This window comes from Rubritalea squalenifaciens DSM 18772, assembly GCF_900141815.1.
Lineage (GTDB): Bacteria > Verrucomicrobiota > Verrucomicrobiia > Verrucomicrobiales > Akkermansiaceae > Rubritalea > Rubritalea squalenifaciens.
Map to the genome: position 1 here is coordinate 42,015 of NZ_FQYR01000002.1, position 25,816 is coordinate 67,830.

Annotated in this window: 24 protein-coding genes; 13 read left to right on the plus strand and 11 right to left on the minus strand. The window is 54.4% G+C overall.

Features of this window, described 5'->3' with window-relative positions; genetic code table 11:
• From BUB27_RS00175 to BUB27_RS00185, 3 genes are read right to left on the minus strand one after another with little or no spacing between them, the layout of a single operon-like run.
• Nucleotides 1–879 (minus strand): hypothetical protein, encoded by an 879-nt coding sequence (locus tag BUB27_RS00175; protein ID WP_143157518.1) that lies wholly within the window; start codon nucleotides 877–879, stop codon nucleotides 1–3.
• Between the two features lie 35 nt (nucleotides 880–914).
• On the minus strand, nucleotides 915–1,571 hold the full coding sequence (locus tag BUB27_RS00180) for a basic secretory protein-like protein (protein ID WP_143157519.1): 657 nt from the start codon (nucleotides 1,569–1,571) through the stop codon (nucleotides 915–917).
• A gap of 60 nt (nucleotides 1,572–1,631) precedes the next feature.
• Nucleotides 1,632–2,285 (minus strand): SDR family NAD(P)-dependent oxidoreductase, encoded by a 654-nt coding sequence (locus BUB27_RS00185; protein ID WP_143157520.1) that lies wholly within the window; start codon nucleotides 2,283–2,285, stop codon nucleotides 1,632–1,634.
• A 195-nt stretch (nucleotides 2,286–2,480) separates the two neighbouring features.
• On the opposite strand from BUB27_RS00185, the gene BUB27_RS00190 reads away from it, so the two are divergent.
• Nucleotides 2,481–3,440, plus strand: a complete 960-nt coding sequence (locus BUB27_RS00190; protein ID WP_143157521.1) for a hypothetical protein — start codon at nucleotides 2,481–2,483, stop codon at nucleotides 3,438–3,440.
• A gap of 170 nt (nucleotides 3,441–3,610) precedes the next feature.
• Here the strand turns inward: BUB27_RS00190 and BUB27_RS00195 are convergent, their stop codons facing one another.
• A complete protein-coding gene (locus BUB27_RS00195) occupies nucleotides 3,611–4,381 on the minus strand; it encodes a PEP-CTERM sorting domain-containing protein (protein ID WP_143157522.1) in 771 nt (256 codons plus the stop codon).
• Between the two features lie 100 nt (nucleotides 4,382–4,481).
• Between BUB27_RS00195 and BUB27_RS00200 the strand changes: the two genes are divergently transcribed.
• Together BUB27_RS00200 and BUB27_RS00205 are read left to right on the plus strand one after the other, a co-directional pair.
• Nucleotides 4,482–5,969 (plus strand): FAD-dependent oxidoreductase, encoded by a 1,488-nt coding sequence (locus BUB27_RS00200; protein WP_143157523.1) that lies wholly within the window; start codon nucleotides 4,482–4,484, stop codon nucleotides 5,967–5,969.
• A 287-nt stretch (nucleotides 5,970–6,256) separates the two neighbouring features.
• The gene (locus tag BUB27_RS00205) at nucleotides 6,257–7,141 is read left to right on the plus strand and encodes a PEP-CTERM sorting domain-containing protein (RefSeq protein WP_143157524.1); all 885 of its coding nucleotides are present in this window, start codon (nucleotides 6,257–6,259) and stop codon (nucleotides 7,139–7,141) included.
• Between the two features lie 100 nt (nucleotides 7,142–7,241).
• Here BUB27_RS00205 and BUB27_RS00210 read toward each other — a convergent pair whose 3' ends face one another.
• The 4 genes from BUB27_RS00210 to BUB27_RS00225 are packed head-to-tail and all read right to left on the minus strand — an operon-like array spanning nucleotide 7,242 to nucleotide 10,766.
• On the minus strand, nucleotides 7,242–7,709 hold the full coding sequence (locus BUB27_RS00210) for a hypothetical protein (RefSeq protein ID WP_143157525.1): 468 nt from the start codon (nucleotides 7,707–7,709) through the stop codon (nucleotides 7,242–7,244).
• 4 nt (nucleotides 7,710–7,713) lie between these two features.
• A complete protein-coding gene (locus BUB27_RS00215) occupies nucleotides 7,714–8,793 on the minus strand; it encodes an ADP-ribosylglycohydrolase family protein (RefSeq protein WP_143157526.1) in 1,080 nt (359 codons plus the stop codon).
• Nucleotides 8,780–10,060: a hypothetical protein gene (locus BUB27_RS00220; protein WP_143157527.1), complete on the minus strand. Its 1,281-nt coding sequence runs from the start codon at nucleotides 10,058–10,060 to the stop codon at nucleotides 8,780–8,782. The genes BUB27_RS00215 and BUB27_RS00220 overlap by 14 nt, the downstream gene beginning before the upstream one ends.
• A 16-nt stretch (nucleotides 10,061–10,076) precedes the next feature.
• Nucleotides 10,077–10,766 carry an NUDIX hydrolase gene (locus BUB27_RS00225; protein WP_143157528.1) on the minus strand — a complete coding sequence of 230 codons (690 nt, stop codon included), beginning with the start codon at nucleotides 10,764–10,766 and terminating at the stop codon, nucleotides 10,077–10,079.
• A 130-nt stretch (nucleotides 10,767–10,896) separates the two neighbouring features.
• Here BUB27_RS00225 and BUB27_RS00230 point away from each other — a divergent pair, with 130 nt between their 5' ends.
• The 5 genes from BUB27_RS00230 to BUB27_RS00250 all read left to right on the plus strand — a co-directional run bounded on the left by BUB27_RS00230 (nucleotide 10,897) and on the right by BUB27_RS00250 (nucleotide 16,204).
• Complete coding sequence (locus BUB27_RS00230; RefSeq protein WP_143157529.1) at nucleotides 10,897–11,379, plus strand: hypothetical protein; 483 nt, start codon at nucleotides 10,897–10,899, stop codon at nucleotides 11,377–11,379.
• A gap of 67 nt (nucleotides 11,380–11,446) precedes the next feature.
• Nucleotides 11,447–13,249: a (E)-4-hydroxy-3-methylbut-2-enyl-diphosphate synthase gene (gene ispG, locus BUB27_RS00235; RefSeq protein ID WP_143157530.1), complete on the plus strand. Its 1,803-nt coding sequence runs from the start codon at nucleotides 11,447–11,449 to the stop codon at nucleotides 13,247–13,249.
• A 39-nt stretch (nucleotides 13,250–13,288) separates the two neighbouring features.
• Nucleotides 13,289–14,182 (plus strand): CPBP family intramembrane glutamic endopeptidase, encoded by an 894-nt coding sequence (locus BUB27_RS00240; protein ID WP_143157531.1) that lies wholly within the window; start codon nucleotides 13,289–13,291, stop codon nucleotides 14,180–14,182.
• Between the two features lies 1 nt (nucleotide 14,183).
• Nucleotides 14,184–15,074, plus strand: a complete 891-nt coding sequence (locus tag BUB27_RS00245; protein ID WP_143157532.1) for a thiamine-phosphate kinase — start codon at nucleotides 14,184–14,186, stop codon at nucleotides 15,072–15,074.
• Nucleotides 15,071–16,204: a HupE/UreJ family protein gene (locus BUB27_RS00250; protein ID WP_143157533.1), complete on the plus strand. Its 1,134-nt coding sequence runs from the start codon at nucleotides 15,071–15,073 to the stop codon at nucleotides 16,202–16,204. The genes BUB27_RS00245 and BUB27_RS00250 overlap by 4 nt, the downstream gene beginning before the upstream one ends.
• A 21-nt stretch (nucleotides 16,205–16,225) precedes the next feature.
• Here the strand turns inward: BUB27_RS00250 and BUB27_RS00255 are convergent, their stop codons facing one another.
• Complete coding sequence (locus tag BUB27_RS00255; protein WP_143157534.1) at nucleotides 16,226–17,440, minus strand: hypothetical protein; 1,215 nt, start codon at nucleotides 17,438–17,440, stop codon at nucleotides 16,226–16,228.
• Between the two features lie 273 nt (nucleotides 17,441–17,713).
• A complete protein-coding gene (locus BUB27_RS00260) occupies nucleotides 17,714–19,801 on the minus strand; it encodes a M3 family metallopeptidase (protein WP_143157535.1) in 2,088 nt (695 codons plus the stop codon).
• A 247-nt stretch (nucleotides 19,802–20,048) separates the two neighbouring features.
• On the opposite strand from BUB27_RS00260, the gene BUB27_RS00265 reads away from it, so the two are divergent.
• The 3 genes from BUB27_RS00265 to BUB27_RS00275 all read left to right on the plus strand — a co-directional run bounded on the left by BUB27_RS00265 (nucleotide 20,049) and on the right by BUB27_RS00275 (nucleotide 23,240).
• Nucleotides 20,049–21,614, plus strand: a complete 1,566-nt coding sequence (locus BUB27_RS00265; RefSeq protein ID WP_143157536.1) for a glycogen synthase — start codon at nucleotides 20,049–20,051, stop codon at nucleotides 21,612–21,614.
• A gap of 300 nt (nucleotides 21,615–21,914) precedes the next feature.
• Nucleotides 21,915–22,583, plus strand: a complete 669-nt coding sequence (locus tag BUB27_RS00270) for a hypothetical protein (RefSeq protein WP_143157537.1) — start codon at nucleotides 21,915–21,917, stop codon at nucleotides 22,581–22,583.
• A 51-nt stretch (nucleotides 22,584–22,634) separates the two neighbouring features.
• Nucleotides 22,635–23,240 carry a methyltransferase domain-containing protein gene (locus BUB27_RS00275; RefSeq protein ID WP_143157538.1) on the plus strand — a complete coding sequence of 202 codons (606 nt, stop codon included), beginning with the start codon at nucleotides 22,635–22,637 and terminating at the stop codon, nucleotides 23,238–23,240.
• Between the two features lie 63 nt (nucleotides 23,241–23,303).
• On the opposite strand, the gene BUB27_RS00280 is transcribed toward BUB27_RS00275, so the two are convergent.
• Nucleotides 23,304–24,359 carry a nucleoid-associated protein gene (locus BUB27_RS00280; RefSeq protein ID WP_143157539.1) on the minus strand — a complete coding sequence of 352 codons (1,056 nt, stop codon included), beginning with the start codon at nucleotides 24,357–24,359 and terminating at the stop codon, nucleotides 23,304–23,306.
• A 242-nt stretch (nucleotides 24,360–24,601) separates the two neighbouring features.
• Here BUB27_RS00280 and BUB27_RS00285 point away from each other — a divergent pair, with 242 nt between their 5' ends.
• Both BUB27_RS00285 and BUB27_RS00290 read left to right on the plus strand, forming a co-directional pair.
• Nucleotides 24,602–25,255: a hypothetical protein gene (locus BUB27_RS00285; protein ID WP_143157540.1), complete on the plus strand. Its 654-nt coding sequence runs from the start codon at nucleotides 24,602–24,604 to the stop codon at nucleotides 25,253–25,255.
• Between the two features lie 55 nt (nucleotides 25,256–25,310).
• Entirely contained in the window at nucleotides 25,311–25,781 is a 471-nt protein-coding gene (locus BUB27_RS00290) for a M50 family metallopeptidase (protein ID WP_143157541.1), read from the plus strand.
• Nucleotides 25,782–25,816: the final 35 nt, after the last annotated feature.

A 25,816-nucleotide genomic window follows, 5' to 3' on the forward strand; every position in this document is an offset into this window, starting at 1 on the left:
TCAATCCCTTTCCAAAAGCCGGCCGACCCACTCACGGGCTGCCGGCTTTTCTGTTTCTAGACCCTGCTCGGCATAAACCTCGCGAATCGCCTCGAGGGTCATCTCGTAATAGTAGGCATACTCGAAACTATCCGGCCAGAGGCTCTGATCCCAGTGCGGATCATAGCTCTCGTCTGGATTCGTCAGCAGGGCATCCAGGGCACGTAGCAGAGGATTGGTAAAGACCTCCGGCTTGAGCTTCTTGACCTCCTTGGCCGCCTCTTTCTGAGCCTTAGCCTCCGCACTGGATTTCTTCCATCCGCGGATCTTCCCGGTCACAAAATCCGTGCCAGCCTTGGAGGCCTTGGCACCGATGGATGGCATCAGGCCTTTGACAGCAATTCCGATCCCTAACAAAGGATTCGCTAGCGCCACCACACCTCCTATCAGAATTAAGCCACCACTGACTCGCTCGGTCTGCTTATCGATCTCATCGGCAAATTTATCCAAGGTGTCCGCCAAGTCAGACTGCAGATCCGCCTGGCCAAGCGTTTCCTCCACCATGTCCGCGACCAGTTTATGCTCCATGGTTTCACGGGCATTTTCATCCGGAATGTGAAAGACCCTGAGCTTGGGCAGGGAATTGTTCACCCCGACATCCGGCGGCAGGATGCGTTTGGTGTAGATGGCATAGCCACCTTCCTCACCCGACACCGGAACTAACAGGTAATGCGTTTCATCCCTCTCCACCTCAGCCGAAGTCAGGGCAGACATCGCCCCGAAGACCCGCATGCCATGGAAGAACTCGCTGACCGACTTGACTCCGGATTCAGCCAGAGACTTCGCCAGCGTGCCGGCATCCGTGGCCGAGTCACACACTCTCTTGAGGACGGGATTCATGCAGGCATGCTATGACTTCAGCCGAAGAGAACAATCTATTTCCCCTTCTCCCTGACAGCGAGATACTGGCTCCAGAGGTCATCCAGATTCGTCCCAGTCACGTCTTCAAAGATCTGATCGCTGTACTGTTTCTTGCGCATGGCAGCATTGAGTTTACGCACGATGCCTTCACCGCCGTTTTTCTCCAGCCAGAGGAAGAAGCCAGCCGTCACCTGATAGCCCTTGGTGTAACCTTTATCCTCATTGGCCACAGGCAGTTCCTTGAGCTTCTTCTTTTCGTACTGCACCCAGCGGATGTAGTCGGCAATGCCCTCCGTCACCCAGACCGGCTGTCCGGGAGGATACTGCTGCACCACATGGACGAGCTCGTGCACCGCCACCCCTAAATCCTCAGGATGCTTGGCAATCCACTCGGAGGACACGGTGATCTTCGTCCCCGTGGTGAAGGCTACCCCCTTGTAATTCTTATCAATCAGTAGGGAGCACTTGCCTGGAGGCGTAAAGCCCGGGCTGGCTAGAAACTGGGAAATACGCGGATGCCACTCCTCCATAATTTTGGCCGCCTTTAGCCCCCATTCCTTCTGCTCAGGAACCTGGGAGACATCGAGCTTCACGCTCTGGGCGGAGGAAGTCATCGCTAACAAAGCACTGGTCGCCAGCACGAGCGATGTAATTACGGAACAGGCATTCATAAACTTAACTATACTGGGCGATAGCAGACGACTTATCAAACGATCTGTGTCTACCAGACCTTAGAGGATTCTGCTATCCAGATTAAATGTCTGGCCTGAGGTCTCCGGCAGCTCAGTCTGCAGGAAGTGGATAAAACGCGCCACCCGCTGCGGCTGATTCCAGCGCCCGAGGGCGTGCTTGGCCAGGGCAGCCTGCTTGACCTCCTCCCCCAGCGGCGCCGTCATCTTCGTCTCCATGAAGCCCGGCACCACCAGATTCACCCGCACACCACGGCCGCCTAACTCCTGCGCAAGAGACTTAGTCAGGCCGGACAGTCCAGCCTTCGCGGCGGCGTAGCTCGCCTGGCCCGCTGGCGGATGGAAGGCCGAGTAGCTGGAAATAAAAACAATCTGCCCGCTGCGGCGCTTGATCATGCCGCGTGCCGCTGCCTTGGCGCAGAGAAACGCTCCCTTGAGATTCACCTGCATCACCTGGTCCCAGTCCTCCTCGCTCATTCGCGCCAGCAGATGATCCCGGGTCAGCCCGGCATTGCAGACCAGAAGGTCAAGCTCGGCACCATGCTCCTGAAAATACGCATCGACACTACCGGAATCCGAGACATCTAACTCCCAACGTCCGGGCGCAAGCACCTCCCACCCCGCCGCACGGAATTCCTCCGCGCAGGCAGCTCCCAGTCCACCCTCTCCACCAGTGATCAGCACGCGTCCTTGCATCCCTGATATCCTCCTACATCCCAGTCCACGTGCAATCCCTAAATCATTTCGCCATTGAGGCGAAAAAGTTCACGAGCAGACTTTGCATGCATGGACTGGATTAATCTTGAATCTAACGCGCCCTGCTGGTTCGCTCGCACTGGCTGTGCGCCACACAGCTTAACCCTCAGATTAAGAATCTACCTGATCACTAACATGAAATTAAAATACATCATTCCAGGCATCGCCTCAGCGGCCATGCTTCTCAGCTCCTGCGGTAAAAAAGAGGAAGCCACCAGCACCACCACTTCCCAAGAAACAGCCGCCAGCACGGAATCCCCTGAATCCACAGAGGACACCCCTGCCGAAGCTCCTAAGAAAGACCTCACCCCGAGCGCTACCGTGGAGGGCTGGGTCAAGGACATGCGCGCAGGCCGCATCGTCAGCCTCTGGAACTCCATGCCAGCCAAGTACCAGACCGACGTTCAGGGCATCACTCGCGACTTTGGCGCTAAAGTGGACTCTGAGATCTACAACGAAACCATGAAGACGCTCAGCGCCACTTCAGGACTCCTCAAGAGCAAGAAGGACATCATCCTCGAGCTTGCTCAGGACAACTCCGAAGCCATGGGTGAAGACAAGGTGGCAGCGGTTAAAGAGAACTACGACGCCGTCGTGAACCTCGTAGACGCCATCGTCAACTCCGACATCAAGGACACCGACAGTCTCAAGAGCATCGAACTCACCAAGTTCTTTGGCGACATTCAACCTGAGTTCCAGAAAGTCGCCGATGTCGCCTTCACTTTGGCAGCTGAAGATGAAGACATCTCCTGGATGGACAATCCAAAGGCTGAACTCGTCAGCGAGTCCGGTGACACCGCCGAAGTGAAGGATCCTGAGAACAATGAAGAAACCATGAAGCTCACCAAAGTAGACGGTCTCTGGGTACCAGAGGAAATGACCACCGACTGGGACAAGAACATGGAAGAAACCCGCCAAGGCATCGCCGCCATGGAAGGTATGGAAGACATGCAGAAGCAGCAGATGCTCGGCGGTCTCCGCATGGTCCAGGCAGCGATCAAGCAACTTGATGCCACTAAGACCAAGGAAGAGTTCCAGCAGAAGCTCATGGAAGTAGGCCAGCAGTTCGGCCCACTTCTTGGTGGCGGCCTCTAATCCGCCCCAAGCAATCACCTTTTAAAATCCAGGCCGGGGTACACCACCCCGGCCTTTTTTTTGTAGATTCGCCACGCCCCCGATTACGCAGAATCCAGGCGACCCCTCGAAAAAGAAAAACGGCCGGGATAATCCCGACCGTGTCTCAAACATTGATCATGGAGCTAGACTCACCGTTTTCGCCGCAATAAAAGCGTACACATCCCTAACCCTAACAAGGTCGTACTCGAGGGCTCTGGAATGACATCGATGGTCAGCGCCGCCAGATTGGTACCTGTATTCCCCTCCGTGCCTCGCTGAGGAATGGTTAGCGTCCACTCATCTTCGGTGATTCCCGAGAAATCCACCTCATAGATCGTTCGCCCGTCTGCATCATCATCCGGATTCAGATAATCATCTGGAGTTCCCGGAGTACCGGAAGAGGCATTGAAGGTAGGGTTCCCGTCTGACATTTCAGCACCTGAGGCGTAAGCCCGGATCACAAGAGACTGTGAACCTGTCATGAGAGAACTAAGCCCAGACAGCGTGACCGTGATACCTGCAGCCGAATTATCATCAAAGTATTCCCTTAGCACATTGTTCTCATCTGGTGTCCCAGTGAATCCAGTTCCTGTACCCGGGGCCCAAGTAGCGCCAGTCGTCCAGGTGACCGTGACTCCGCTGAGAGTCCCGGGAAGAGCCCGGCTTGTCTCCACATTGTGCAAATTAAATGCGCTCGGGAAGGCTCCAGCATTGGGATCTACCGGGTTGTACCAATTGCTGGTGCCGAGGGCATCCACCAAACTAGTACCCGGACTGTTGGGATCTTCAATCTGATCAGCTTGGCCTCCATTCCGATAAAAATTAATGCCACCAACAATGGCCGCCTGCGATGAAGCGGCAGACATCGCCGATACGGCAGCCGTGGTTCCTGCTATTCTAGTCCAATATGAGGGTTTCATAATCAACCTATACTCTAACTCATTGTAAGTCACTGGGTCAATATTAAATCTACCTAAACACTTGACGTTGATTGACTTTATCTTGTTAGGATAGATTTATATGCTGAAAAAAGTGATTGTTCTGGGTGCTGGAAGTGCAGGTTTGTTGGCAGCTCTGACCCTCAAAAGACGCCTCAAACATTTACAAGTCACCGTCGTCTACAGTGAGAAGATAGGCATTATCGGAGTAGGAGAAGGAACGACTCCTTATGTCCCTCTTCACATCCACGGCTACCTGGGAATGGACCGAGAGGAATTTCAGCGTGAAGTGAAACCCGTCTGGAAGCTAGGCATTGAGTTTGAGTGGGGGAAACGTGGAGTATTCCATTACAGTTTTTCTAACCAACAGACCGACTTCCAGTGGCAAGGCCTGAAGAAACCAAACGGCTACTATGCCTTTGACCGCTTTGATGGAGCCGATCTTCCCGGCGCCCTGATGAAGCGGAGAATCGCCACCCCCATGGGCGATGACGGCAAACCTGACATCCCTCCTCCTGGAGTAGGTATCGCATGGCACTTAGAGAATCACCGTTTCGTGCAATGGCTGCACAAGGCCTGCATGCGAGAGGGTGTGAAATTCATCGAAGGCAAGGTGGAGGATGTAGAGCTACAAGAAAACGGTGAGGTGAAGCGCCTGCTTCTGGATGGAGGCAGACGCGTAGCTGGAGAGATGTTTATTGACGCCTCCGGCTTCCGTGCAGAACTCATGAACAAGCTTGGAGCCCATTTTGACTCCTTCACCGATGCCTTGTTCTGCGACAAGGCGGTGGTCGGAGGATGGGAACGAGAGGACGAAACCATCCTCCCCTGCACCAGAAGTGAGCAAATGCCCCACGGCTGGAGCTGGCGCATTGATCACCCGGACAGGATCAACCGTGGCTATGTATACAGCTCGTCATTCGTCTCTGATCATGATGCCGAGCAAGCCTTCAGAGAGGCGAATCCAAAGATAAAGGATACACGCCTCGTGCATTTCCGCAGCGGACGCTATCGCGACAGCTGGATCAAAAACGTCGTCGGGATCGGAAACGCCTCGGGCTTTGTAGAGCCACTGGAGGCCTCCGCAATTATGGTGATCTGCATCCAGTCACGCGCGCTCACAGACTGCCTTTATGATTGTGACGGCATGACCAATGACAGCTTACGCAAGAGCTACAACAAACTCATAGGAGGAGCCTGGGATGACATCCGGGACTTCCTCGCCCTACATTACAAATATAACACCGCTCTGGACACACCGTTCTGGCAGGAATGCCGTGAGAAGGTGAACCTAGGCAAAGGCCAGGATGTGGCTGACTTCTATCAGCAGAACGGCCCGTCTCTTATCGCAAAGGAAGTACTCATGAACGCTGGAGACCCCTATGGCATGGAGGGCTATTTAACGCTCTTGGTTGGCATGCAGGTCCCCCACAAGAACACCTATACCCCAACTGCTGAGGAGTGGAAGCTGTGGGAAAACTACCGAAACCATTTCAGCAATCTCGCCGAGAACGGCGTGGGAATGAAAGGGCTCTTGGAATACATGAAGAAACCAGGCTGGGCCGGTTAAGCCTCTGCGCGTAAACCGTTCTGACGACAGCTGACATATTCTTCAGCTAGACATTCCACACACAAGCGCGTTCTCAACAGAGCTACATCTCTTTTCCAGGCCGGGGTACACCACCCCGGTCTTTTTTTGACCTCCCTCCAAGGAGGCTCTATCCCCTACCGCAAGCCATCTTCATAAAATTAACCATTTGCGCATATATCATCATATTTAATATAATCCGATTTATTATGGACACAAAACTTAACATCACATAGATTGTAAGCGATTTACTCAAAACCCTTATTCACATGAAACCCACACACAAACTTTCGATATGCGCACTAATTGCGCTATCTTCTCCAGCATTTGCTGCCACCTTCTTCACGGGCACGGGAGATTTCAACGATGCCGGCAACTGGGACTCCGGCCTCCCTACCGATGCAAACGGCCCCGGCGTCGTCCAAGGCACCGCCACCATGAGCGCCAACTATCTCATGGCCAACAATGGCAGCCCCTCGGTGACTGACATCATTGTGGATGGAGGCACCCTCAACACGAGCACCTTCGAACTTCAACTCCGCTCCGGCGCTGTAGCCAGAACCTCCGACCTCTACGTCGGCAACAATGGCACCCTCAATGTGAATAGCGGCGGACTGATCGACATGGCAGGCGCTGCAGTCTACCTCTTCGTCGGATCCACAGCCAATGTAGGAGGCTTTGACATCTCCGGCGCAGGTACGGTCAACTTTTTCTCCGGCAGCACCTACTCAGTCCAGAAAGGCTTCAGCGTACTGGATGGCACGGTAAACTTTGAAACGGGCTCCAGCTTCACTGGCGCACAGGACTTTGTGGTCGTCGGGGCTGACGGCATCTTACAATTCTCAGGCCTCACTGGAGGCAACGCCACCACAGTAACCGTCTCCGCCGGAACCAATGTCGATTTCCAGGCTGGTTCCACGCTAGACCTCTCCTTCTCAGGTGCCGCTCAGGGCGAAACCTACACGCTGGTTTCCGGCATCGGTGTTTCCTACAACAACTTCACCAATGTGAACGTATCCGGCCTCGACCCCGGGCTCGCTGCCCAGCTGAACTACAATGCGGACAGCATCACCGTGGACATCATTCCCGAGCCATCCTCCGCCAGCCTGCTCGGGCTGGCAGGCTTGGCCCTCATCATGCGTCGCCGCAAATAAAACTACCCTGCCAGAACTTCACCCAAGAGCGTCACCTCCACCGGTGGCGCTCTTCTTGTTAGCCTGAAGGATGCACCCGCCCACGGCATCCAGCCCTTACCTACAAGCTTTTGCCGTCCAACTTCTTCATGGCGACACTCTTGATTACTACCTGCCCACCCTCTAGCTTCATCATGGCTTCCTCCTGATAAGTCCAGGAGCGGAATTCATCCGACCCCTTCATTTGATACACCTGACTCACCTCCAACATTAGCACCACCGAGTCCTCTTTCTGATGGGCGCTCAGCACCTTTACCCCATACACATAGCAGCTCGAGTCCAGCCCCTTATAAAAGTCCGTCAGCTGCTTCTTCATCGACTCTCTGGTATCTACCCGAGCCTCGTTCGTTTCCAGATCATGCACTTTCACACCCAACTTCGGCACCGTCTTGAGCAACGCTTCCACATCTCCACTATTTGCTGCGATGCTCTGCTTCTGCAAAGTCACCAGTGCCTGCTTCACGGTGATACCAGCACTGAGGCCAAGATTAGCTAACAGGGAAAATAAGATTACACATAAACACTTCATAGCCTCACCTCAACACACACGCTGGCAAGAGTCGAGCAAAGCCGTGGATCAGCACGACCACCACAAACAGAAGATTCCGCAGAGGCATCACGATCACTTCCGCCCATTTGCGCATGAAACCCCTCTGATCTACACCTTTCATCAGGCTTTCTGAGCACACCTCCAAAGCGCTCACACCATTGGGGAAATCTCTCAGACGATACAACCAGTCCCGCGGAATACCTTCCTCCCCTTGGAGCACCCCTGCACAGGCCCCTAAAATGGCAGACGTGGTATCCGTATCACCACCCAGAGCAATGATCTGTTTAATTGAACTCTCATAGCTCCAGCCATGAGAGAAGCCTACATGGAACAATACAGGTATCGTGTGATAGACATAACCACTCACACCTTGCTCGCACCCTAGACGATCCACATAAGCAGCCGAATCCTCGGCCTGCTGCAATGACCCCCTTAAACCATCTAATAAGGCCTGCCACTCATCATTTCCAAACCCATTCCAAATCTCTATCATCTCCGTGAGCTCTGGAGCCCTTTTTTCTCTCGCCACGAAGGCACAGAACTCAGCCACCGCCATCGATCCATACATAGCTTTCGGATCCGTGTGCGTCAGCCTAGTGGACACGGTGACCAATTCACCTCTCAACACTTTGTCCTCGGCAGCATAAACGCCGATGATTCCAGCCCGCATACATGGCCCGTTGCCCGCTGAAAAAACTCCCGTGTTGCGCATGAAGAGAAGATTCTTCATGCACGCCTTCGCGGTGGCTAATCCCACTCCGGCAGGCAAACAAACAAACCACCACCGCATCCGGGCCGCGAGTGATGAGCGGAACCTGCTTACATCCCCACCAGAATCCACAAGCGAGCGGACCACCATGACCATATGCTCGGTATCATCACTGACCATTCCCCTGCCTAAAAAGAAACGATGCTTCAGATTATCAGCCCATCCAAGCTTGGCTATACGGCTACGCTTCATACCCTCAGTAGGCAATCCGATAGAATCGCCGACTGCCTGCCCCAGGAGACAGCCGAGGATCTCATCCCCGGCTGTCTTGGTAATCCGATTAGACTGCTTCATGCAGGTGCACCTCTGGTGTATCCACTTTTTCCAGACGGATGAGCTTGTCAGTCACTTGGTTCTCGGCGACGAGAACCTGAGTGAGATCAATGCCCAGCTCGGTCATGATTCTGAACTTGTCCTGCTGAGCCTGGAGCTTGCGATTCTCCGCATCTATCTGGATCGCGTATTCCTCGCGTTCCTGCTCGAGCTTCAGTCGGCCCCGCTCTTCTTCCTGCTTCAGTTTCGCAGCGTGCTCTTCACGCTCCTGCTCCACCTTGGCTTTCCAAATCTCGGTCTTGCGCTGGATGTCCGCTGTTTGCTCACGCTCGGCGAGTGCCAGCCGCTGCTCAGTCTGGCGAGCCTCTTCCTGACGCTCCTGCTGATTGCGCTCGTGATCGCGCTTCATGCGGAGGTCTGCCAGATTCTGCGCCTGAGCTTCGGTCTCAGCCTCCAGGGTGAGCTTGGTTCGGATCTCGATGGCATTGTCATGCATGGCCTGCAGCTTGGGAGCCGCCGCGTATCCGCGGTACACCACCTTGCTGATTTCATAGCCGATACGCTTGGCGCGCGTGACTAACTGCTGGTAGGTCTCCAGCTCATTGAGCGCGGCGGTATTCTCTTTAAAGGCGGCAAAGTTCCCTTGTGCCACAAAGGCCACCACATCCGCAGTCAGCGCATTAATGAAGTCTGCTATCGGATCATGTGTCTGATCTAACATCTTATTAATGTCCGCCAGTTCAAAGAACACCATCACCTTCACAGTGATAAGCGCCTCGTCCGTGGTACGGACATTTTCGATGTCAAAGTACATCTGATCCGGAATCACGCGTAGCTTCTGAAATTGAAGCATGCTGGGATACTTCCGCGCATCCTTCTCACCGGGCTTGGCCCCGTGCCAGCTGAATTCGTGCAGCCATTCGTTGGGCTGAGGATAGTACATCAGCGGCCCGAGCTCCACCCGGCGCTCCACCTTGCCGTCATTCTTCTGATAGACGACAAAGGCTTCATGCGCATTAAGCTCTTTGGCTTTCAGGATATCGATCTGCTCGATCAATACCGGGTTCTCCCACTCCACACAAGGCCCCGGACGGTGCTCCACCTCGCCGCTAAGATAGCGGATCTTGAGGTATTGATGCGGTTCTGCGTGATAGCGCATGACCTTTTCCATGCGGACATAGTCTTCAAACCACAGCCGCTTCGGCCCCTCGATGATGCGGTAGCTACCATCAGGCTTCCACCCCATCACCCGTTCTCCCTCTCTAATGGTTATTGGGATCAGGTTCATTGGTTTTCCTTTCTACTTATAGTTGCAGTTCAAATCCTTCTTTCACCATCCTGTCGTAGGCCTCGCGGTCGAAGCGATAGAGACGCGCCGCGCGGCGAGCCACATCCTTCTCCACTTCATCAGTCTCTTCCAGAATGCCGAGTTTCAGGAGTTTCTTGCGGAAATTTCTCTTATCCAGCGGCCTCTCTAACACCGCTTCGTAAAGCTTTTGCAGCCTGCTCAGTGAAAACAACTCAGGCAGCAACTCAAAGCCGATCGGCTGATAGCGGATCTTTCCCTTCAAGCGCTCCTTCGCCACCTCCAGGATCTCTTCGTGGTCAAAGGCGAGTCCGGGCAGATCATCCAGCGCAAACCACCCGGCATCGCTGGCATCCGTATCCGCCACCACCTCATGATCTTCCAGATTGACGAGCGCATAGTAGGCCACGCTTACCACGTGTTCACGAGGATCGCGACCGGGATCACCAAAGGTATAGAGCTGCTCCAGAAAGACGTTCTTCACGCCCGCCTCTTCCTCTAGCTCACGTTCTGCTGCGTTCCTCAGTGCCTCTCCGACGCGGACGAAGCCGCCGGGCAATGCCCACTTTCCTTGATACGGCTCCATCCCGCGTCGGATCAACAGCACCTTCAGGCCCTCTTCATCGAGCCCAAACAACACACAATCCACGGTCAGCGCAGGTCTCTCATATTCGTAGCTCACTGGCATGCACTACTCATAAGTGTACAAATGACACTTAGCAAGATATAAAGTGTATTTTTTACACTTTGAGTCCCGCTTATAAAATACCACAGGGATTGTCATTGCTGAAAATCTGATACCCGGCTGGAATCAAAGCATGCCGAAGCCAAGCATACAAAACCTCTCGATCCTTGATGGGGCCGTAGAAAACTTACAATACACAACCCAAATCTCAGGTGGCGGCGAATCGTCAACACGCACCACCCACATTGCCCTCTTCAATCTGGCTAATCACCGCATCATGCTGAAGAGCCCTCAACCACCGATGATTCAGAATGGCGACCAAGTGATTGTCGCAGGAGGATCACAACCCGGCCAATTTACCGCACTGGCCTGCAGGAACATTTCGACCGGCTGGATGACCCAGACGCAGAACCAAGGCTGCGCGATCGCTATCTGCGCGGTCATGCTCGCATTCAGCGGCCTGTTCTGCCTGGTCATGCCCCTAGCCCTCCCCATGCCCATTTTCCTGGGCTACCTGATCTATAAGATGAATAAATGGAGCAGCTTGACCCGCCAGGCCCACTCCATGATCGCGTATGTACCAGTGACAAAAATTCCACCCCTTCCCACGAGCTAATTTTCTCCCTTTCCCCGTGTAGAATTCCTAGCCCCGCGGGGCTTTATGGTCTATACCCATTAACAACATGACCGCAGACGCGCACACCGCACTTCAGTACTGTCCAGATCTCTTTGCCTACCAACGCCGTAAGTCCCGCGTAATCATGGTAGGAGACATCCCATTCGGCGGGGACAACCCGGTCCGTATTCAGTCCATGATCACCTCGGACACCCGTGACACGGAAGCCTGCGTGAAGGAAATCCTGGAACTGGCCGAGGCAGGCTGTGAGCTCGTGCGCGTAACAGCCCAGACCCGCAAGTACGCGGAGAACCTGGAAAACATCCGTAATGGCGTACGCGAAGCTGGCTGCACCGTCCCCTTGGTCGCCGATATTCATTTCAAACCGGACGCCGCACTCGAAGCTGCCAAGTGGGTGGAGAAAGTACGCGTCAATCCCGGCAACTACGCCGACAAGAAGAAGTTCGAGATCCGCGAGTACACCGATGAGCAGTACGAGGAAGAACTGGAGCGCATCCGCGAGGAATTCACCCCACTGGTCAAGATCTGTAAGGAGCTGGGCCGCGCCATGCGCATCGGCACCAACCACGGCTCCCTTTCCGACCGCATCATGAACCGCTACGGCGACACACCGCTCGGCATGGTAGAGTCCGCCCTGGAGTTCGCCCGCATCGCCCGTGAGAACGACTACCACAATTTTATCTTCTCCATGAAGGCTTCCAACCCGAAGGTGATGATCGAGGCCTACCGCCTGCTCGTCGCCCGTCTCCAACAGGAAGGCCCGGACTGGAACTACCCGATCCACCTCGGCGTCACTGAGGCAGGCGACGGTGAAGACGGCCGCATCAAGTCCGCCATCGGCATCGGCTCCCTGTTAGCAGACGGCGTGGGTGACACCATCCGCGTCTCCCTCACGGAGGATCCCGTGAAGGAAATCCCGGTGGCAAATGCGCTGGTCAAAAACATCGAGCAGTCCCACCTGCCAGCAGACCCGACTGGATCCCAGCGCGGCACGGTTCCATACAATCCCTTTACCTACGAACGCCGTCATTCCAAGGAGATCACGGTCAATGGTCACAAGCTCGGCGGCAACAACACCGTGCGCGTCTTCACCTCCCAGGAGAAGTGGAATGCCGTGGCACACAAGATCGAGAAGATGGGCGACTTTAAGCCTGAGGCTGTGATCGAACAATCCGGCTGCGTGGAAGTATGTCCACTCGATGAAGAGAAGATCTGCGAACTCAACTCTACTGCCGAGCCAACTCTGGTCACCGTTCCGGATGGGACGGACATGGCCGTGATTCATGCTTTCCGCCTGCTGGCTTCCAAGCTGGACGCCCACCACCCGATTCTCCTCAAGGACACCTTTACACCTTCGACCGACCCGGACGCCGATTTCCAGACCACGCTGCTCACCGCTGCGCGAAACATCGGCTCCCTGCTCTGCGACGGCATTGGTGATGCAGTGATCATCCAGGGCGAGCAAGCCCCGGGACAATCCCTGCGCCTGGCCTACAACATCCTGCAGGCAGCCGGCACCCGCATTTTCAAGACCGACTACGTGGCCTGCCCAAGCTGCGGACGTACCCTCTTCAACCTTCAGGACACCACCCAGAAGATCCGCGCCGCGACCGGCCACCTCAAGGGAGTGCGCATCGCCGTTATGGGCTGCATCGTGAATGGTCCGGGTGAAATGGCGGATGCCGATTTCGGCTACGTCGGCGGCGCACCTAACAAGATCAACCTCTACGTCAACAAGACCCCAGTCAAATTCAACATCCCTGAGGCCGAAGCTGTCGACAGACTCATCGATCTCATCAAGGAACACGGCAAGTGGATCGAGCCACCAGCCGAAGTCGCCGAGATCTAAGCCAGGTACTCAGCCGCCACCACTGGCGGACACAAGGAAATGGAATTCATCGCATCACTCTCAGCCGAGGCCTTCGAGCACAACATCCTGCAGGACGTCATTCTGATCTGCATCGTCAGCTACGTCTTTGCCTCCTTGTTTTATGGTATGCTGAGAGCCCGTTCCCGTGGCCTCCACTGGAACCAGCTGGGCAAGGTACCCGTGGACCATCTGGGTGTCATCGATATTGCGGTGGCGGCCATTCTGGTGCTCATGTTCGCCGGCCCCTACCTGCTACCCTACAACCCGCCCGATCCTGAAAAGAAGCGGACGATCACAGATTCCATGATCATCCTTGGCTTCAGCACCCAGATCTTCTTTGCCGGAGTAACCTGCTTCGTCGTCTCTCTGCGTCACAATGTGACCGAGAGTTTTGGCCTCTACCGTAGTAACTTGCTAGTTATCGTCGGCAGCGCCGTAGCCTCTTTTATCCTGATGCTGGCCTCCATGTACTTACTGGACAGCGTCCTCCAACTCAACGACTGGCTGACGGAACGCCTGGGTGAAAGACAATTTCAAGAGGTTGTGAACCAGATGATGAGTGCCGAGGGTCAGCGCCTACTCATCCTGATCATCGGCGCCTGTATCGTGGCTCCGCTCTGTGAGGAAATCATTTTCCGCGGCTACCTCTACTCCGTCACCAAGCGCTACACGGGCCCGATCTTTGCCGCCATCTGCACCGGCGTCCTCTTCGGCGCGGTCCACGGGGAAGTCTGGTCTTTTATTCCGCTCTCTATACTAGGGATCATCCTGGCTTGCGTTTATGAATTCACCGGCAGCCTCTGGAGCAGCATTCTCACACACGCACTCTTCAATGGCGTGAGCACCTTTTACATGACGCATCCCGAGTACTCCGAGCAAATCAAGAACGCCTGCCTACTCCCCTTCTGCTAAGATGAATGTTTCCGACCTTGGCGAAGATCCCTTGATCCAGCGCATTACTGCCGGACTCCCCCAGCAGGCGAATGTGATCGTGGGACCTGGGGACGACTGCGCGGTCATCGAGCGCAACCACACCCACGACAGCCTGCTCAAGACGGACTGCATCGTGGAGCACGTCCACTTCTTGCCGGACACCGAGGCTGAGCGAATCGGCTGGAAAGCTGTGGCTCGCGTCGTCAGCGACTTTGCCGCCATGGGGGGCCTTCCCGAGTCTCTACTCGTCACGCTCGTCATCCCGCCAGAAACGGAGACCTCCTGGGTAGAGTCCCTCTACAGCGGCATGCAGTGCTGTGCAGAGTTTTACGGCTTCTCCATCGTAGGCGGGGAAACCTCCTCCACCACCAGCAGCTCACCGGCCATGATCTCCATCGCCGGCACCGGACTCGTAGAGAAAGGTCAGGCCATTCTTCGCAGTACCGCCCAGGATGGCGACCAGATCTTTGTGACCGGAAAACTCGGCGGCTCCATCCAGGGCAAGCACCTCGACTTCCACCCGCGCATCGAGCAAGCCCGCTGGCTGGCTGAGCACTTCAGGCCCTCCGCCATGATGGATCTCTCTGACGGCGTGGCAAAGGACCTGCCCCGTCTCGCCCAAGCCAGCAAGCTGGGCTTCCAGCTGGATACCGCAAAGCTCCCCTGCAGCGATGGCTCCACCACAGAGAACGCTCTCAGCGATGGCGAGGACTTCGAACTCCTCTTCACCCTCTCTGCAGAACATGCCGAGCACTTAGCCACCATCTGGCACCAACATTACCCAGACATTCCTCTCACCTGCGTTGGCTACATGACGCGTGATGAATCCCAAGAACTCCACGGCGGGTGGGATCACTTCAAGCCGGCATGAGAAGACTCACCCTCTACTTCCTGCTCTCGCTGCTATGCCTGCTGAGAGCCCAGGCTCACGTCGTGGAACAAATGTTCGCCGACTTCAACGCCAGTGACGGCAGCTACCAGCTCACCATCCGCTTTGATGCCGGCATCTCCCTGCCAGAAATGCGGGCGGATAAGGAAGCCCTGCAACCCAAATTCTCCTGGCTGCAAGAAAGGTCTCCTGAGGAACTTGCCAGGATCAAAGCCGAGACCGAAAGCTTCCTCCACGAGTACCTGCAGTTCAGCTGGGACTCCATAGACTCAGAAAATCAGCCTCTCAACTTCGAGCTCAGCTTCCCCGCCTGGCAGCACACGCCACCAAAGTTTGAGGAGCGCTTTACCGACACTGGCTTTGCCTACTTCGACGTTATTTGCCACGGCAAGACCCCAGACAAGCCCGGCACACTCAGCCTCAAGATCCGCGAAGGTGACTACCCGGATCTGGCAGTCGGCTTCCCCAATCAGCACATCCTCACCATCTACCCCGGCAAAGGTGAGAGGCTAATGGAACAGCAAGGCAAAGTCCGTGAACCCGACCAAGCGGACTCCTTCCTGAGCTTTCTCGACTACGGCTACCGCCACGTGATTCCAGAAGGATGGGATCACGTTCTCTTCATCCTCGCCCTAGTCTGCCTGAGCTTTGCCTGGAAACCACTCCTCACCCAGTCACTGGTCTTCACCCTCGCCCACACCATCACACTCGGGCTGGCAGTCAGTGGGATCATCCCGCCATTTTCTGAAAACGCTACGACCCTGATAGAAATCTTCATCGCGGGCACCATCGCCTACGTAGCCATTGAGAACCTGATTTCAAAGCAAGTAAAGACCCACCGTCTCACCATGATCTTCCTCTTCGGACTGATCCACGGACTCGGCTTCGCCTCCGTACTGGGAGACAAGATCCGCGCAGCCGGAGAGATCACCCTGCCCCTACTGGCAACGAACTTAGGTGTCGAGCTGGGCCAGCTCTCCGTGATCGGCATCACCCTGGCATGCCTGTTCTGGGCAAAGCAGAAGAGCTACTTCCCGATCATCCTGAAAAGCATCTCCTCCGTCATCGCCCTGACAGGAATCTACTGGGTATTCGACCGAATACCCTTTTAAGCCTCTCTAGCAGCAAGATGCCTAGAGGAAATTGATTTTCACTCCGCGGCGGCTCCACTGCTTGGCAATGTCTTTCTCCAGCTCATCGAAGGTGCGGCCTGCCAGAAGCTTCTTCTGAGCCTCTTTACCACTCTCACCCTTGGCCAAGGCTCTGAGGAAGTTCTTCAGATTTTCACCATCCCCCTCGCCATCATAGTGACAGAAATAAGTCACGATCAGCGCGGCCAAGCCGTAGTTAAAATTACCGTTCGCAGTAAACTCCCCGTAGCTCATGTTCATGTACTTCTCCAGATCAGGAGCATTGATTTCCTCCCCAAGCGCACGCCCCCGGTTATCTTTCCTAGAATAGCCAGTCACAAATTCTTCAACGGCACGCTCCACATTATTACAGGAGAACTTACCACTACGATACGGGGTCACGGCCACATACTCAGCCAGACCTTCGGTGTACCAGCCTCTGGCTCCGGGAGCATAGTACACGGCATTGGTGATCTGGTGCGTGATCTCATGAGGAAGCGTTTTGTTCGTGCGCTCGTAATCCATTCGATAAGAACCAGCACCACCTACGAGGCCCAGACTCTCAAAAGGCACCATGATCACTCCCTTGCTCGGCATGAATACACCCGCAGACTGCGCCGGACCACCAGCCCTAACATATTGGGACTTGGTTTCAAACAGATAGACCTTATAGCGATCCCCTGTATCACGGTGAGCCTTGGAATTCCCCAGAGGCAGCGCCTGCACATAACTCTTGGTCGCCTCAAAGAGCATGGCAAAGCGCTTCACCGGCACCGCACTGAGCTTGGCGTTGGAAATGAATTCGTAATTTTCACTCCGGTAGATGTACTCGTTTTCGTTCCCTCTATCCTCCTCGATCTCCATCGAGACATCCGCTGAAATCAGCCTCGGCCACTCACCGGAGAAGTGCTTCTCGCTCACATCATCCAGGGCCTTTCGGCCATTCACCCTCTTAGGCGCCGGTGTCACATCCTCTTTCTTCTCCAAAGACTTCGGCTCCCACTCCGTGACGAACTCCCTATCTTCAGCGGAGAAGATCTCCACCTTGACGGTAAACTCTTTCCCGTCACTTCCCCTCTTCAAAGTCACTTCATTTCCCGACTTGTTTACCAACTCGGCCTCCAACTTTCTCCCCTTGGTATCCGTCCACGTACGTGCACACGCATACTGACAGGGAAACAGAAAGCTTATTGCTGCAAAATAAGGTAAGTATTTCATATCACTCAGGCTTCCAAGGACACACCATCTGCCCGAAGGCGAAGCCCCTGCAGCTTCTAACTACCCCACCAGCGCGCAAGCGACTTTTGTATCATACTGCAGTATAAACTGCATTTTCTGTCAACAATACGCATAATACCGACAGCATTGTTAGATTATCCCCTCCAAAATTGGTCAGAACCAAGAACCTGGGACTAATACACCACTCCGCACTCAAACAAAAAAAGAGGACCCTGAACCAGGGTCCTCTTACATTTTAAAATTTAGTTTACCTTAGGCCAAGCCAGCACGCTCAAGCAGCGGCTCAAGCTCTGGGTCTCTGCCCATGAATGCGCGGTAGGACTCGTCTACCGGACGGGAGTTACCTCTCGCCAGCACTTCCTTGCGGAAGGCACGGCCTGTAGAGCTATTGAGGATACCTTCCTTCTGGAAGCGGGTGAAGGCATCTGCATCCAGAACCTCAGACCACTTATAGGAGTAGTACCCGGAGGCATAGGCCACAGGACCAGAGAAGAGGTGGGAGAAACGACGGGCCATACTTGGTGACTTGGTCGCCAGATCCGCACGGTATTCTTTGAGAATTTCCTCATCCACGACATCGAGGTCACGGCCTTTGTACTTGGCCAGATTGAGATGCAGCTCCATGTCGAGCTTACCGAAGCAAAGCTGACGCATGAAGTTAGAGGCACTCATGTAGTTACGGGCTGCGATCATTTTCTCGAAGAGATCGTCAGGAATGACTTCGCCTGTTTCGTAGTGGCGGGCAAAGAGATCCAGGCTCTCGCGATCCCAACAGAAGTTCTCCATAATCTGGGATGGAAGCTCCACAAAATCCCAAGGCACGCTGGTACCAGAGAGTGACTTGACCTCCACATCACCTAACAAGTGGTGCAGCAGGTGACCGAACTCGTGGAAGATGGTCTCCACTTCATTGTGGGTCAGCAGGGCCGGCGTATCACCGACAGGCTTGGTCATGTTACCGACCATGAGACCGATGTGCGGCTTGCGAGGGCCACCTTTTTCACATGGTCCGCCAGTCTTGAGAGAATTCATCCAGGCACCACCGCGCTTGCTGCTGCGTGGATGCCAGTCTGCGTAGAAGGAACCGAGGTGCTCCTGAGTATCGCTGTCAAAGACATCGTAGTAGCAGCACTCTGGATGCCACACTTGGACCGCGCCTTCCCTGTCTTCACCAAAGACCGCCTCACGCTCCTCAATGTGAATGCCGAAAAGCTTTGAGGTGATATCAAACATCCCCTTCATCACATTGGTCACGGAGAAATAAGGGCGCAGAGCCTCGTCATCAAAAGCGTATTGTTCCTTGCGGCGCTTTTCCGCCCAGTACCCGCCCTCCCAAGGCTGCAGAGGAGCTGGCTCATCACCAGTCTTTACGGCTTTGTACTCAGCCAGCTCGGCGAGATCGATCTTGAAGGCTTCAAAGATGCGATCGTGAAGATCCTCAATGAACTTCAGAGCTGCCTTGCCATTCTTCGCCATACGGCGCTCAAGAATAAGGTCACAGAAATTGTCTTTACCAAGAATCGCTGCCTTCTCTTGGCGGAGCTCGAGGATCTGCCAGACATACTGGGTGTTATCAAAGTCTCCACCGAAGCCAACAGTGCAGTTCGCCTCCCAGACTTGCTTGCGCAGGGACTCGTCCTCCGCGTGCTGCATGACCGGCCCCATGGATGGGTACTGGAGCGTAAAGCGCCACTTCGGATCATCCTCGGAACCATGGCCATTGCTCAGGGCATCCAGACGCGCACCTTCCTTGGCCATCTCTGGAAGACCTTTGAGGCGTGCTTCGTCATCCACAATCAGCTCCCAGGCATTGGTGGAATCGAGTACGTTTTCGGAAAATTTCTTGGTAAGCTTGGAAAGCTCGGCATCGATCTCGGACACGCGCTTCTTCTTGTCATCTGACAGATCAGCACCGGCAGCGATGAAGTCTGCACAGGTCTCCTCGACCAAGCGCTGCTTCACCGGGCTGAGCTCCTTGACTGCGTAACTCTCGGCATAAGCCTTGAGTGACTTCCAGATCTTCTCATCCAGCGGAATGGAGGAATAGAAGGAGGACACCTGAGGCAGCATTTCATTCAGTGCAGCGCGCTGCTCAGCGTTGTCGCAAACAGAGTCCAAGTGGGAAAGTCTTCCCCAGCCTCTCTCCAGCTCCTCACTCGCTACTTCCAGAGCACCAAAGGTCGTCTCATAACTCAGCTCATCCTCGCTGAGATTGCGGATCACTTCGAGTCGCTCATTGGCCAGAGCAAGTGCATGCTCGATATCCGGCTTTACGTGTTCGGGTTTCAAAGTGGACCAGCGGATGTGGTAATCGTCTGCAAGAAATGGATGCTCACTCATGTTGCTCTATTGTATATAAATTGGACTTTGTGAGACGCTACTTGAGCGTATTACTCAGATTTCGCAAGCATCGAAGTGGATTTTCGACTGCACCCTTTTCTCACCCAAGCAAATGGCCTGCATTTTTTTAGGGTGACACAATGGGCACAGTATTAACCTTTTAGAAAACCCCTCAAAAAAATCAAACATATGACCGTACTGCGAGTTGCTGCTTGGTATCATTTCTGCTACCCCTGATAACGTGTCTATGAGTAAATCCCCAAAAGATTCTGGTAACCTTCTAATTGAAAAGGACACAGTACGTGCTCCTCGAGCCCGTATTCTCGTGGTGACGCCAGAGATCACCTATTTGCCAGCTGGAATGGGCAACCTGGCACAACGGCTCAGCGCCAAGGCCGGGGGGATGGCGGATGTCTCAGCCTCTTTGGTCAATGCACTCTATCAGCAAGGTGCAGACGTCCATGTAGCCCTGCCCAACTACCGCAAGATGTTCCACACCGATGTGAAGGAACTCTTCAACCGGAACATGGCCCGCGTCTCCGGCTCACTCCCTGAGCAGCGCATCCACCTCGCGGAAGACCGCATCTTCTACCACCGCAGCAAAGTCTATGACGGCGCTGAAAACATCAGCACGGCACTCGCCTTCCAGCGTGAGGTCATCAACCATATCATCCCCATGGTCCAGCCGGACCTCATCCACTGCAATGACTGGATGACTGGGCTGATCCCTGCCGCAGCCAAGCGTCTGGGCATCCCTTGCCTGTTTACCGTGCACAATATCCACTCGGAGAAAGTGAGCATGGCTGCCATCGAGGACAAAGGTATCGATGCCGCCGACTTCTGGCAGAACATCTACTTCTGCGACCGACCTGAGAGCTATGAGCACGCCCGTGAGCACATCCCAGTGGACCTACTCACCACGGGTATCTTCTCCTCGGACCACGTCAACTCAGTCAGCCCCACCTTCCTTTACGAAGTCGTCGAGGGAAGACACAGCTTCGTCCCAGACTCCATCCGTAACGAGCTCGCCAACAAACTCTATGCCGGCTGCGCCACGGGCATCCTGAATGCCCCGGATGAAAGCTTCGACCCCAAGACCGATCTTCACCTCGAGCACCACTATGGCATAGACGACTTCACCCAAGGCAAGGCGGCCAACAAGTTTGAGCTGCAGCAAGCCGTAGGCCTCGATCTCGACCCGAACGCCCCGATCCTCTTCTGGCCATCCCGTCTCGACCCGATGCAGAAAGGCTGCCAGCTGCTGGCGGACATCATGTACCAGCTCGTATCTGACTACTCCCATATGGGGCTCCAGATTGCCATTGTCGCCAGCGGTTCCTTTGCCAAGCACTTCAACGACATCGTCGAGATGCACGACCTGCAGGGCAAAGTCGCCGTAGTGGAGTTTACAGAGAAACTCTCCCGTCTGGGCTACGCTGGGTCAGACTTCATGCTCATGCCATCCCGCTTCGAGCCCTGTGGCCTGCCGCAGATGGTCTCCCCGAAATACGGCACACTCCCGATCGTCCACGATACAGGCGGCATCCATGATACCGTAGACCACCTTCACTACGATGGCAGACTGGGCAACGGTTTCCGCTTCCAGCACTACAGCGCAGAAGGCCTCCGCTGGGCCATCGACGAAGCCCTCAACTTTTACCAATGGCAACCCGAAGCCAAGGCCGAAACCATTCGACGCATCATGCGCGAATCCCGCGACCGCTTCAGCCATGAAACGACTGCCGCCACCTACATCAACCTTTATGAGAACATGCTCGGTCGCCCAGTCGTCAAAGTCCGCGGCATGGACTAAGCAAGATCCCCCCCACTCCAGCTACTCACCCACTTAATCCAACAGGCTCCCTGTTGGATTATTTTTTGTACTTGCCATGGGAAACCACAAGCTCAGGAATCTTAAATTTTAAAAAGTTTTAATTTTCGCTCAAATACAGCGACTTAGGAAACCCGTTAAATATCCAGATGTTTAAAAATTTAAGAAGATTAAAGCTAAGATGAACATTATTTAATGATTTTTTAATGGAATTTTTAAAATTTTTTCTTAAGGTGGCAAAACTCTTCTGAGGAAGAACCCTCACCACATACCCTCTCTCCCATGTACGCCTCCGAAATAGCGCCACAGCATCTTGCTACGGACCAGGTCCAGTACGGCACCGTGAATGCCGCTCTGGATGCCCGCTATTGCCAGTCAGTCCGCATCGGCTGCATTGAAATGGAACGTATCACCGAGGAAATCATCATTCCTCAGTTCGAGGAAATTGGAGCCATGCTCCTCAAGAACGGCTTTGACGCTGAGCTGGTCATTTTCGATTCCGAATCTCCGATCAAATCCGAAGTCTTCCTGTGCGGTGCCGGCCTCCGCATCCACAAAGGCGAGGCCACCCACGCAATCGTCTACACGGGAGACCCCTTCAAATTTGAGTTCAATCTGCAGACTCACAATCACCTCGGCGAGACATCCGAGTATGATATGCAGTACCACACCCTGAACCCATCACAGCTCTACAAGAGGCTCCTCGGCTTTTTGGAAGAAAGCTTCAAGGATGTGAACTTCGCCAGCCTGCGAGACCTGACCAACGACAGCTGGCAAACCTACGAAGGACCATTCACCGTCAAACTTGATATCGGCAATGGCAACTTCACCATCTTGGCCACTGCTGAGAGTATCGACGAAGCTTCACGCCTGGCGTCACTCTACTGCAAGTCCAGCCCTTGTGAGGACAAAATCATCCTCTTTGACAACACTGGCCGCAAAGTCTGCTAGGGCCTTATCGGCCACTTTACAGCACGCCCTATCTGGCGTACCCATAGCGCCATGGATTGGCAGGAACGCTATGTAAACGGAGACACCCCATGGGACAAAAACGCCCCGGCTCCAGCCATCAACCAGATTTCCCTGCAAAAACCTGCTCTCCTCAGCCCCGGCCGCAAGGTCCTCGTCCCCGGCTGCGGCTATGGATACGACGCTCTTGCCTTGGCCGAATTGGGCCTGGATGTCACCGGCCTGGATATCGCCGAACTGGCGCTACAGAAGGCCAGCATCCTCACACCGGACAATCTCTCCGTGGAGTGGCTCGCCGCCGATGCCTTCCAGCTGCCAGCCAGCCGTCATCACCGCTACGACATGGTCTGGGAGCACACCTTCCTCTGCGCCATCGCTCCCGAGATGCGGGAAGAATACGTCAAAGCCATGTGGCGCTACCTCAAACCCAACGGCTGCCTGCTCGGCGTTTTCTTCACGAATCCGGATATGGCTCCGGGCGAAGGACCTCCCTATAAAATCCCTCGCTCGGAAATCACTGAGCTGATGGGCAGCCTGTTTGCCCTGGAATGGGAAACCGAACCCACCGAGCACTACCCTGGCCGCGAAGGCCGCGAGCACATCATGCTCTTCCGCAGGCTCTCAAGCTGCTGTGAGTAGGCACAAAAAAACCGCGCCTGTCACCAAGCGCGGTTTCTAAATTCATGAAGACCCGTGGAGCAATTACATCTCCTCGTTGAAATACACCTTCACGTATTTCATTCCCATCTTCTCGTCGAAGCCACGCTCCATGATCTCTTCGGAACGCTCGGCGAAGTCCGGGGTGAAGCGCATGACCACGCCAGTATCCAGCTTGAGGACTGACTTGATCTTGCTGCTCATCTTCTTGGCCACCTTTTGATTGATCTGGAACTCCTCGGAAATCGGCTCACCGTCCTCATCCTTGTAGTTCTCTTTGAACTGCTTGAACTTTTCTTTGATCTCCGGCTCACGCAGCACTTCCTCTTGGAAGTGATCTGAGTTGAATTCCTCTTTGTCCGCAAAGTACTGCATGGCATCATTAGCCACACGGTAACGGTCCTCTTTGGGCATCTCATCCGGCAGACCTTCATCCGCGAAGGATACACACATCTCTGCGTACTTCTTGGTCTTGAAGTCGTCATCCTTACGGGCCTTGGCTCCGAGGAAATCACGCACCCAGAAGTTGGCATCCGCACCTCCCTTATCAAAGGTGTAGACCAGATAGCCACCTTGCTTGTCATGATTGATAATCAAGCAACCTTTATCAATTTTCTCCGGATAGATGCCGTTGTGGGTCGTCAAACGCAGGTCTCCCTCCTGATCTGAGATCTCCAGGAAAGGAAGGTGGGTCTCCGACTTCACAATACTGATTGCCTGGCAAGGAGTTCCATCCACTTGAATCCCCTTCAAGTAAGCCACACAGAGATCACCAGCCTTAATATTTGGGTGCTTGGAACTCTCGTAGAGATGTCTGGCAATCTTCCGGCTATAGGTCAGGAATCGATCGTCCTGCTCAAAGATTGTTCCCGCATAGCTATGCATTTCATGCAGATCCAGTGAGGATTTGTGCTGGAAGCGGTAGCGCTCCAGGTTTCTGAAGGGCTTCAAGAATGCCAGCGTCAGCATGTCTTTATCCGCCCCATCGAATTTACATAACTCCTTGGAAGTCTTGAGAGCTTCGCCGCGCTGCTGATTACCTACCTTGGCCAGGGAGAGAGCCTCGAGAGTGGCTTTATTGAAATTTACTACGAGTGACATTGGACTATATTTGGTTGCGGCGGATGTAATCACCGCCGCCAAGAATATCAAGCGCACTGTGTGAGAAGCGGCTCAACTTGTTGCTCAAGACAAGTTTGGACCTTAAATTAAAATTTCATGAAGAATTTTTATAAAAACCGATGGTAACTCGCCAAAATCCTGATACGATTCAGCCGAGACCTTCCCGACAAAAAAGGTTATCCGCAATTGACACCTGAACACTGATGCCCCAACCGATATCCATGGATCCACCTGCCACCACCAAGGCAGCACCAGACGAAAAAATGGACGAGAATGATATCATCCTGGAACGCCAGAATCTTCAGTTGGGCTGCGATGAAATGCAGCGCATCACTGATGATATCATCGTGCCCGTGTTCGTGAGGGCAGCAAAGGCTTTGAAGCGAGTGAATCAGCATGTGGAAGTCGTTCTCATGGATTGCGAGTCCCCGATTGACGGCACCCTGTACAATGTAGGCGTTCGCTGCCGCATTGGTCAGGACAAGGAGAATGCTCACCGTATCTCCATCATCGCGGACCCATCAGAATTTGATTTCACCTATGAGACCACTGACCCGAGCGGCGAAGTGGAAGCCAAGCACGTCTTCTCCTACCACGAGGTTATCCCTTATCAGCTGGAGACCCGCTTGGAAGAATTTCTCAAAAAGCACTTCCCGGACACAAACTACGCCGCGGAGATCGACGAGATTGACCGCATGACCGCCTCCTACGAGCCCCCTTTCCGGGTTCAGTACGATGAGGAAGGCAACGTCTCCGATGTGGCCTCCACCGCCACCATCGCAGAGGCCATTAAGATGGGCTCCACCTTCGCTCACATGTTCAAGAGCGAGAGCAAGATCAGCATCATCGACAACAAAGGCTCCGTTCTTTGCTAAGTGCAGACCGGCTCACTCCTAGCTCTGGATATATTCCTCTACGCCAGCTGAACCTATGTCCGAGGCTTCGCGCACACTGACCGCCTACCATGAAGCTGGCCACGCCGTGATGGCCCTTCTCATGGGCCGCTCGATCCAGAAAGTCAGCATCATTCCCTCAGAGAACCGGCTCGGCGCCGTCACGATCCAGAAAGGGCGCGCTAAGCAGGTGCAGGACAAACTGGAGGCCGAAATGCTCATTCTTCTGGCTGGCATGGCCGCTGAGGGGCGCAAGTCAGGCCAGTACAACCTGACAGGAGCCGCTCAGGACCTCAGGCAGGTGGAAAAACTCGCCATGATGCGCGCCGGTAATGCCAGACAAGCCACCAAGCTGATCCGTAAAACGCTGGATAAAACCCACCACCTGCTCTCCAACAATGCGACCTGGACCGCCGTCAAAGTCATCGCCAAAGAGCTAGAGGAACATGATTCCATCAGCGGCAGAGCAGCCCGACACCATCTGGAACTCGCCCAACAAAAGTCTTAGAGCGAGTCACTTAAAGTGCATTTCCGAGAGAACTT

Coding starts and splice junctions, on each gene's coding strand:
- BUB27_RS00255 (WP_143157534.1), bottom strand. CDS start 17,440: ATGAAATACTTACCTTATTTTGCAGCAATAAGCTTTCTGTTTCCCTGT.
- BUB27_RS00195 (WP_143157522.1), bottom strand. CDS start 4,381: ATGAAACCCTCATATTGGACTAGAATAGCAGGAACCACGGCTGCCGTA.
- BUB27_RS00210 (WP_143157525.1), bottom strand. CDS start 7,709: ATGAAGTGTTTATGTGTAATCTTATTTTCCCTGTTAGCTAATCTTGGC.
- BUB27_RS00240 (WP_143157531.1), top strand. CDS start 13,289: ATGGAATTCATCGCATCACTCTCAGCCGAGGCCTTCGAGCACAACATC.
- ispG (WP_143157530.1), top strand. CDS start 11,447: ATGACCGCAGACGCGCACACCGCACTTCAGTACTGTCCAGATCTCTTT.
- BUB27_RS00175 (WP_143157518.1), bottom strand. CDS start 879: ATGAATCCCGTCCTCAAGAGAGTGTGTGACTCGGCCACGGATGCCGGC.
- BUB27_RS00225 (WP_143157528.1), bottom strand. CDS start 10,766: ATGCCAGTGAGCTACGAATATGAGAGACCTGCGCTGACCGTGGATTGT.
- BUB27_RS00230 (WP_143157529.1), top strand. CDS start 10,897: ATGCCGAAGCCAAGCATACAAAACCTCTCGATCCTTGATGGGGCCGTA.
- BUB27_RS00290 (WP_143157541.1), top strand. CDS start 25,311: ATGTCCGAGGCTTCGCGCACACTGACCGCCTACCATGAAGCTGGCCAC.
- BUB27_RS00250 (WP_143157533.1), top strand. CDS start 15,071: ATGAGAAGACTCACCCTCTACTTCCTGCTCTCGCTGCTATGCCTGCTG.
- BUB27_RS00190 (WP_143157521.1), top strand. CDS start 2,481: ATGAAATTAAAATACATCATTCCAGGCATCGCCTCAGCGGCCATGCTT.
- BUB27_RS00180 (WP_143157519.1), bottom strand. CDS start 1,571: ATGAATGCCTGTTCCGTAATTACATCGCTCGTGCTGGCGACCAGTGCT.
- BUB27_RS00265 (WP_143157536.1), top strand. CDS start 20,049: ATGAGTAAATCCCCAAAAGATTCTGGTAACCTTCTAATTGAAAAGGAC.
- BUB27_RS00205 (WP_143157524.1), top strand. CDS start 6,257: ATGAAACCCACACACAAACTTTCGATATGCGCACTAATTGCGCTATCT.
- BUB27_RS00280 (WP_143157539.1), bottom strand. CDS start 24,359: ATGTCACTCGTAGTAAATTTCAATAAAGCCACTCTCGAGGCTCTCTCC.
- BUB27_RS00245 (WP_143157532.1), top strand. CDS start 14,184: ATGAATGTTTCCGACCTTGGCGAAGATCCCTTGATCCAGCGCATTACT.
- BUB27_RS00285 (WP_143157540.1), top strand. CDS start 24,602: ATGGATCCACCTGCCACCACCAAGGCAGCACCAGACGAAAAAATGGAC.
- BUB27_RS00215 (WP_143157526.1), bottom strand. CDS start 8,793: ATGAAGCAGTCTAATCGGATTACCAAGACAGCCGGGGATGAGATCCTC.
- BUB27_RS00275 (WP_143157538.1), top strand. CDS start 22,635: ATGGATTGGCAGGAACGCTATGTAAACGGAGACACCCCATGGGACAAA.
- BUB27_RS00185 (WP_143157520.1), bottom strand. CDS start 2,285: ATGCAAGGACGCGTGCTGATCACTGGTGGAGAGGGTGGACTGGGAGCT.
- BUB27_RS00200 (WP_143157523.1), top strand. CDS start 4,482: ATGCTGAAAAAAGTGATTGTTCTGGGTGCTGGAAGTGCAGGTTTGTTG.
- BUB27_RS00270 (WP_143157537.1), top strand. CDS start 21,915: ATGTACGCCTCCGAAATAGCGCCACAGCATCTTGCTACGGACCAGGTC.
- BUB27_RS00220 (WP_143157527.1), bottom strand. CDS start 10,060: ATGAACCTGATCCCAATAACCATTAGAGAGGGAGAACGGGTGATGGGG.
- BUB27_RS00260 (WP_143157535.1), bottom strand. CDS start 19,801: ATGAGTGAGCATCCATTTCTTGCAGACGATTACCACATCCGCTGGTCC.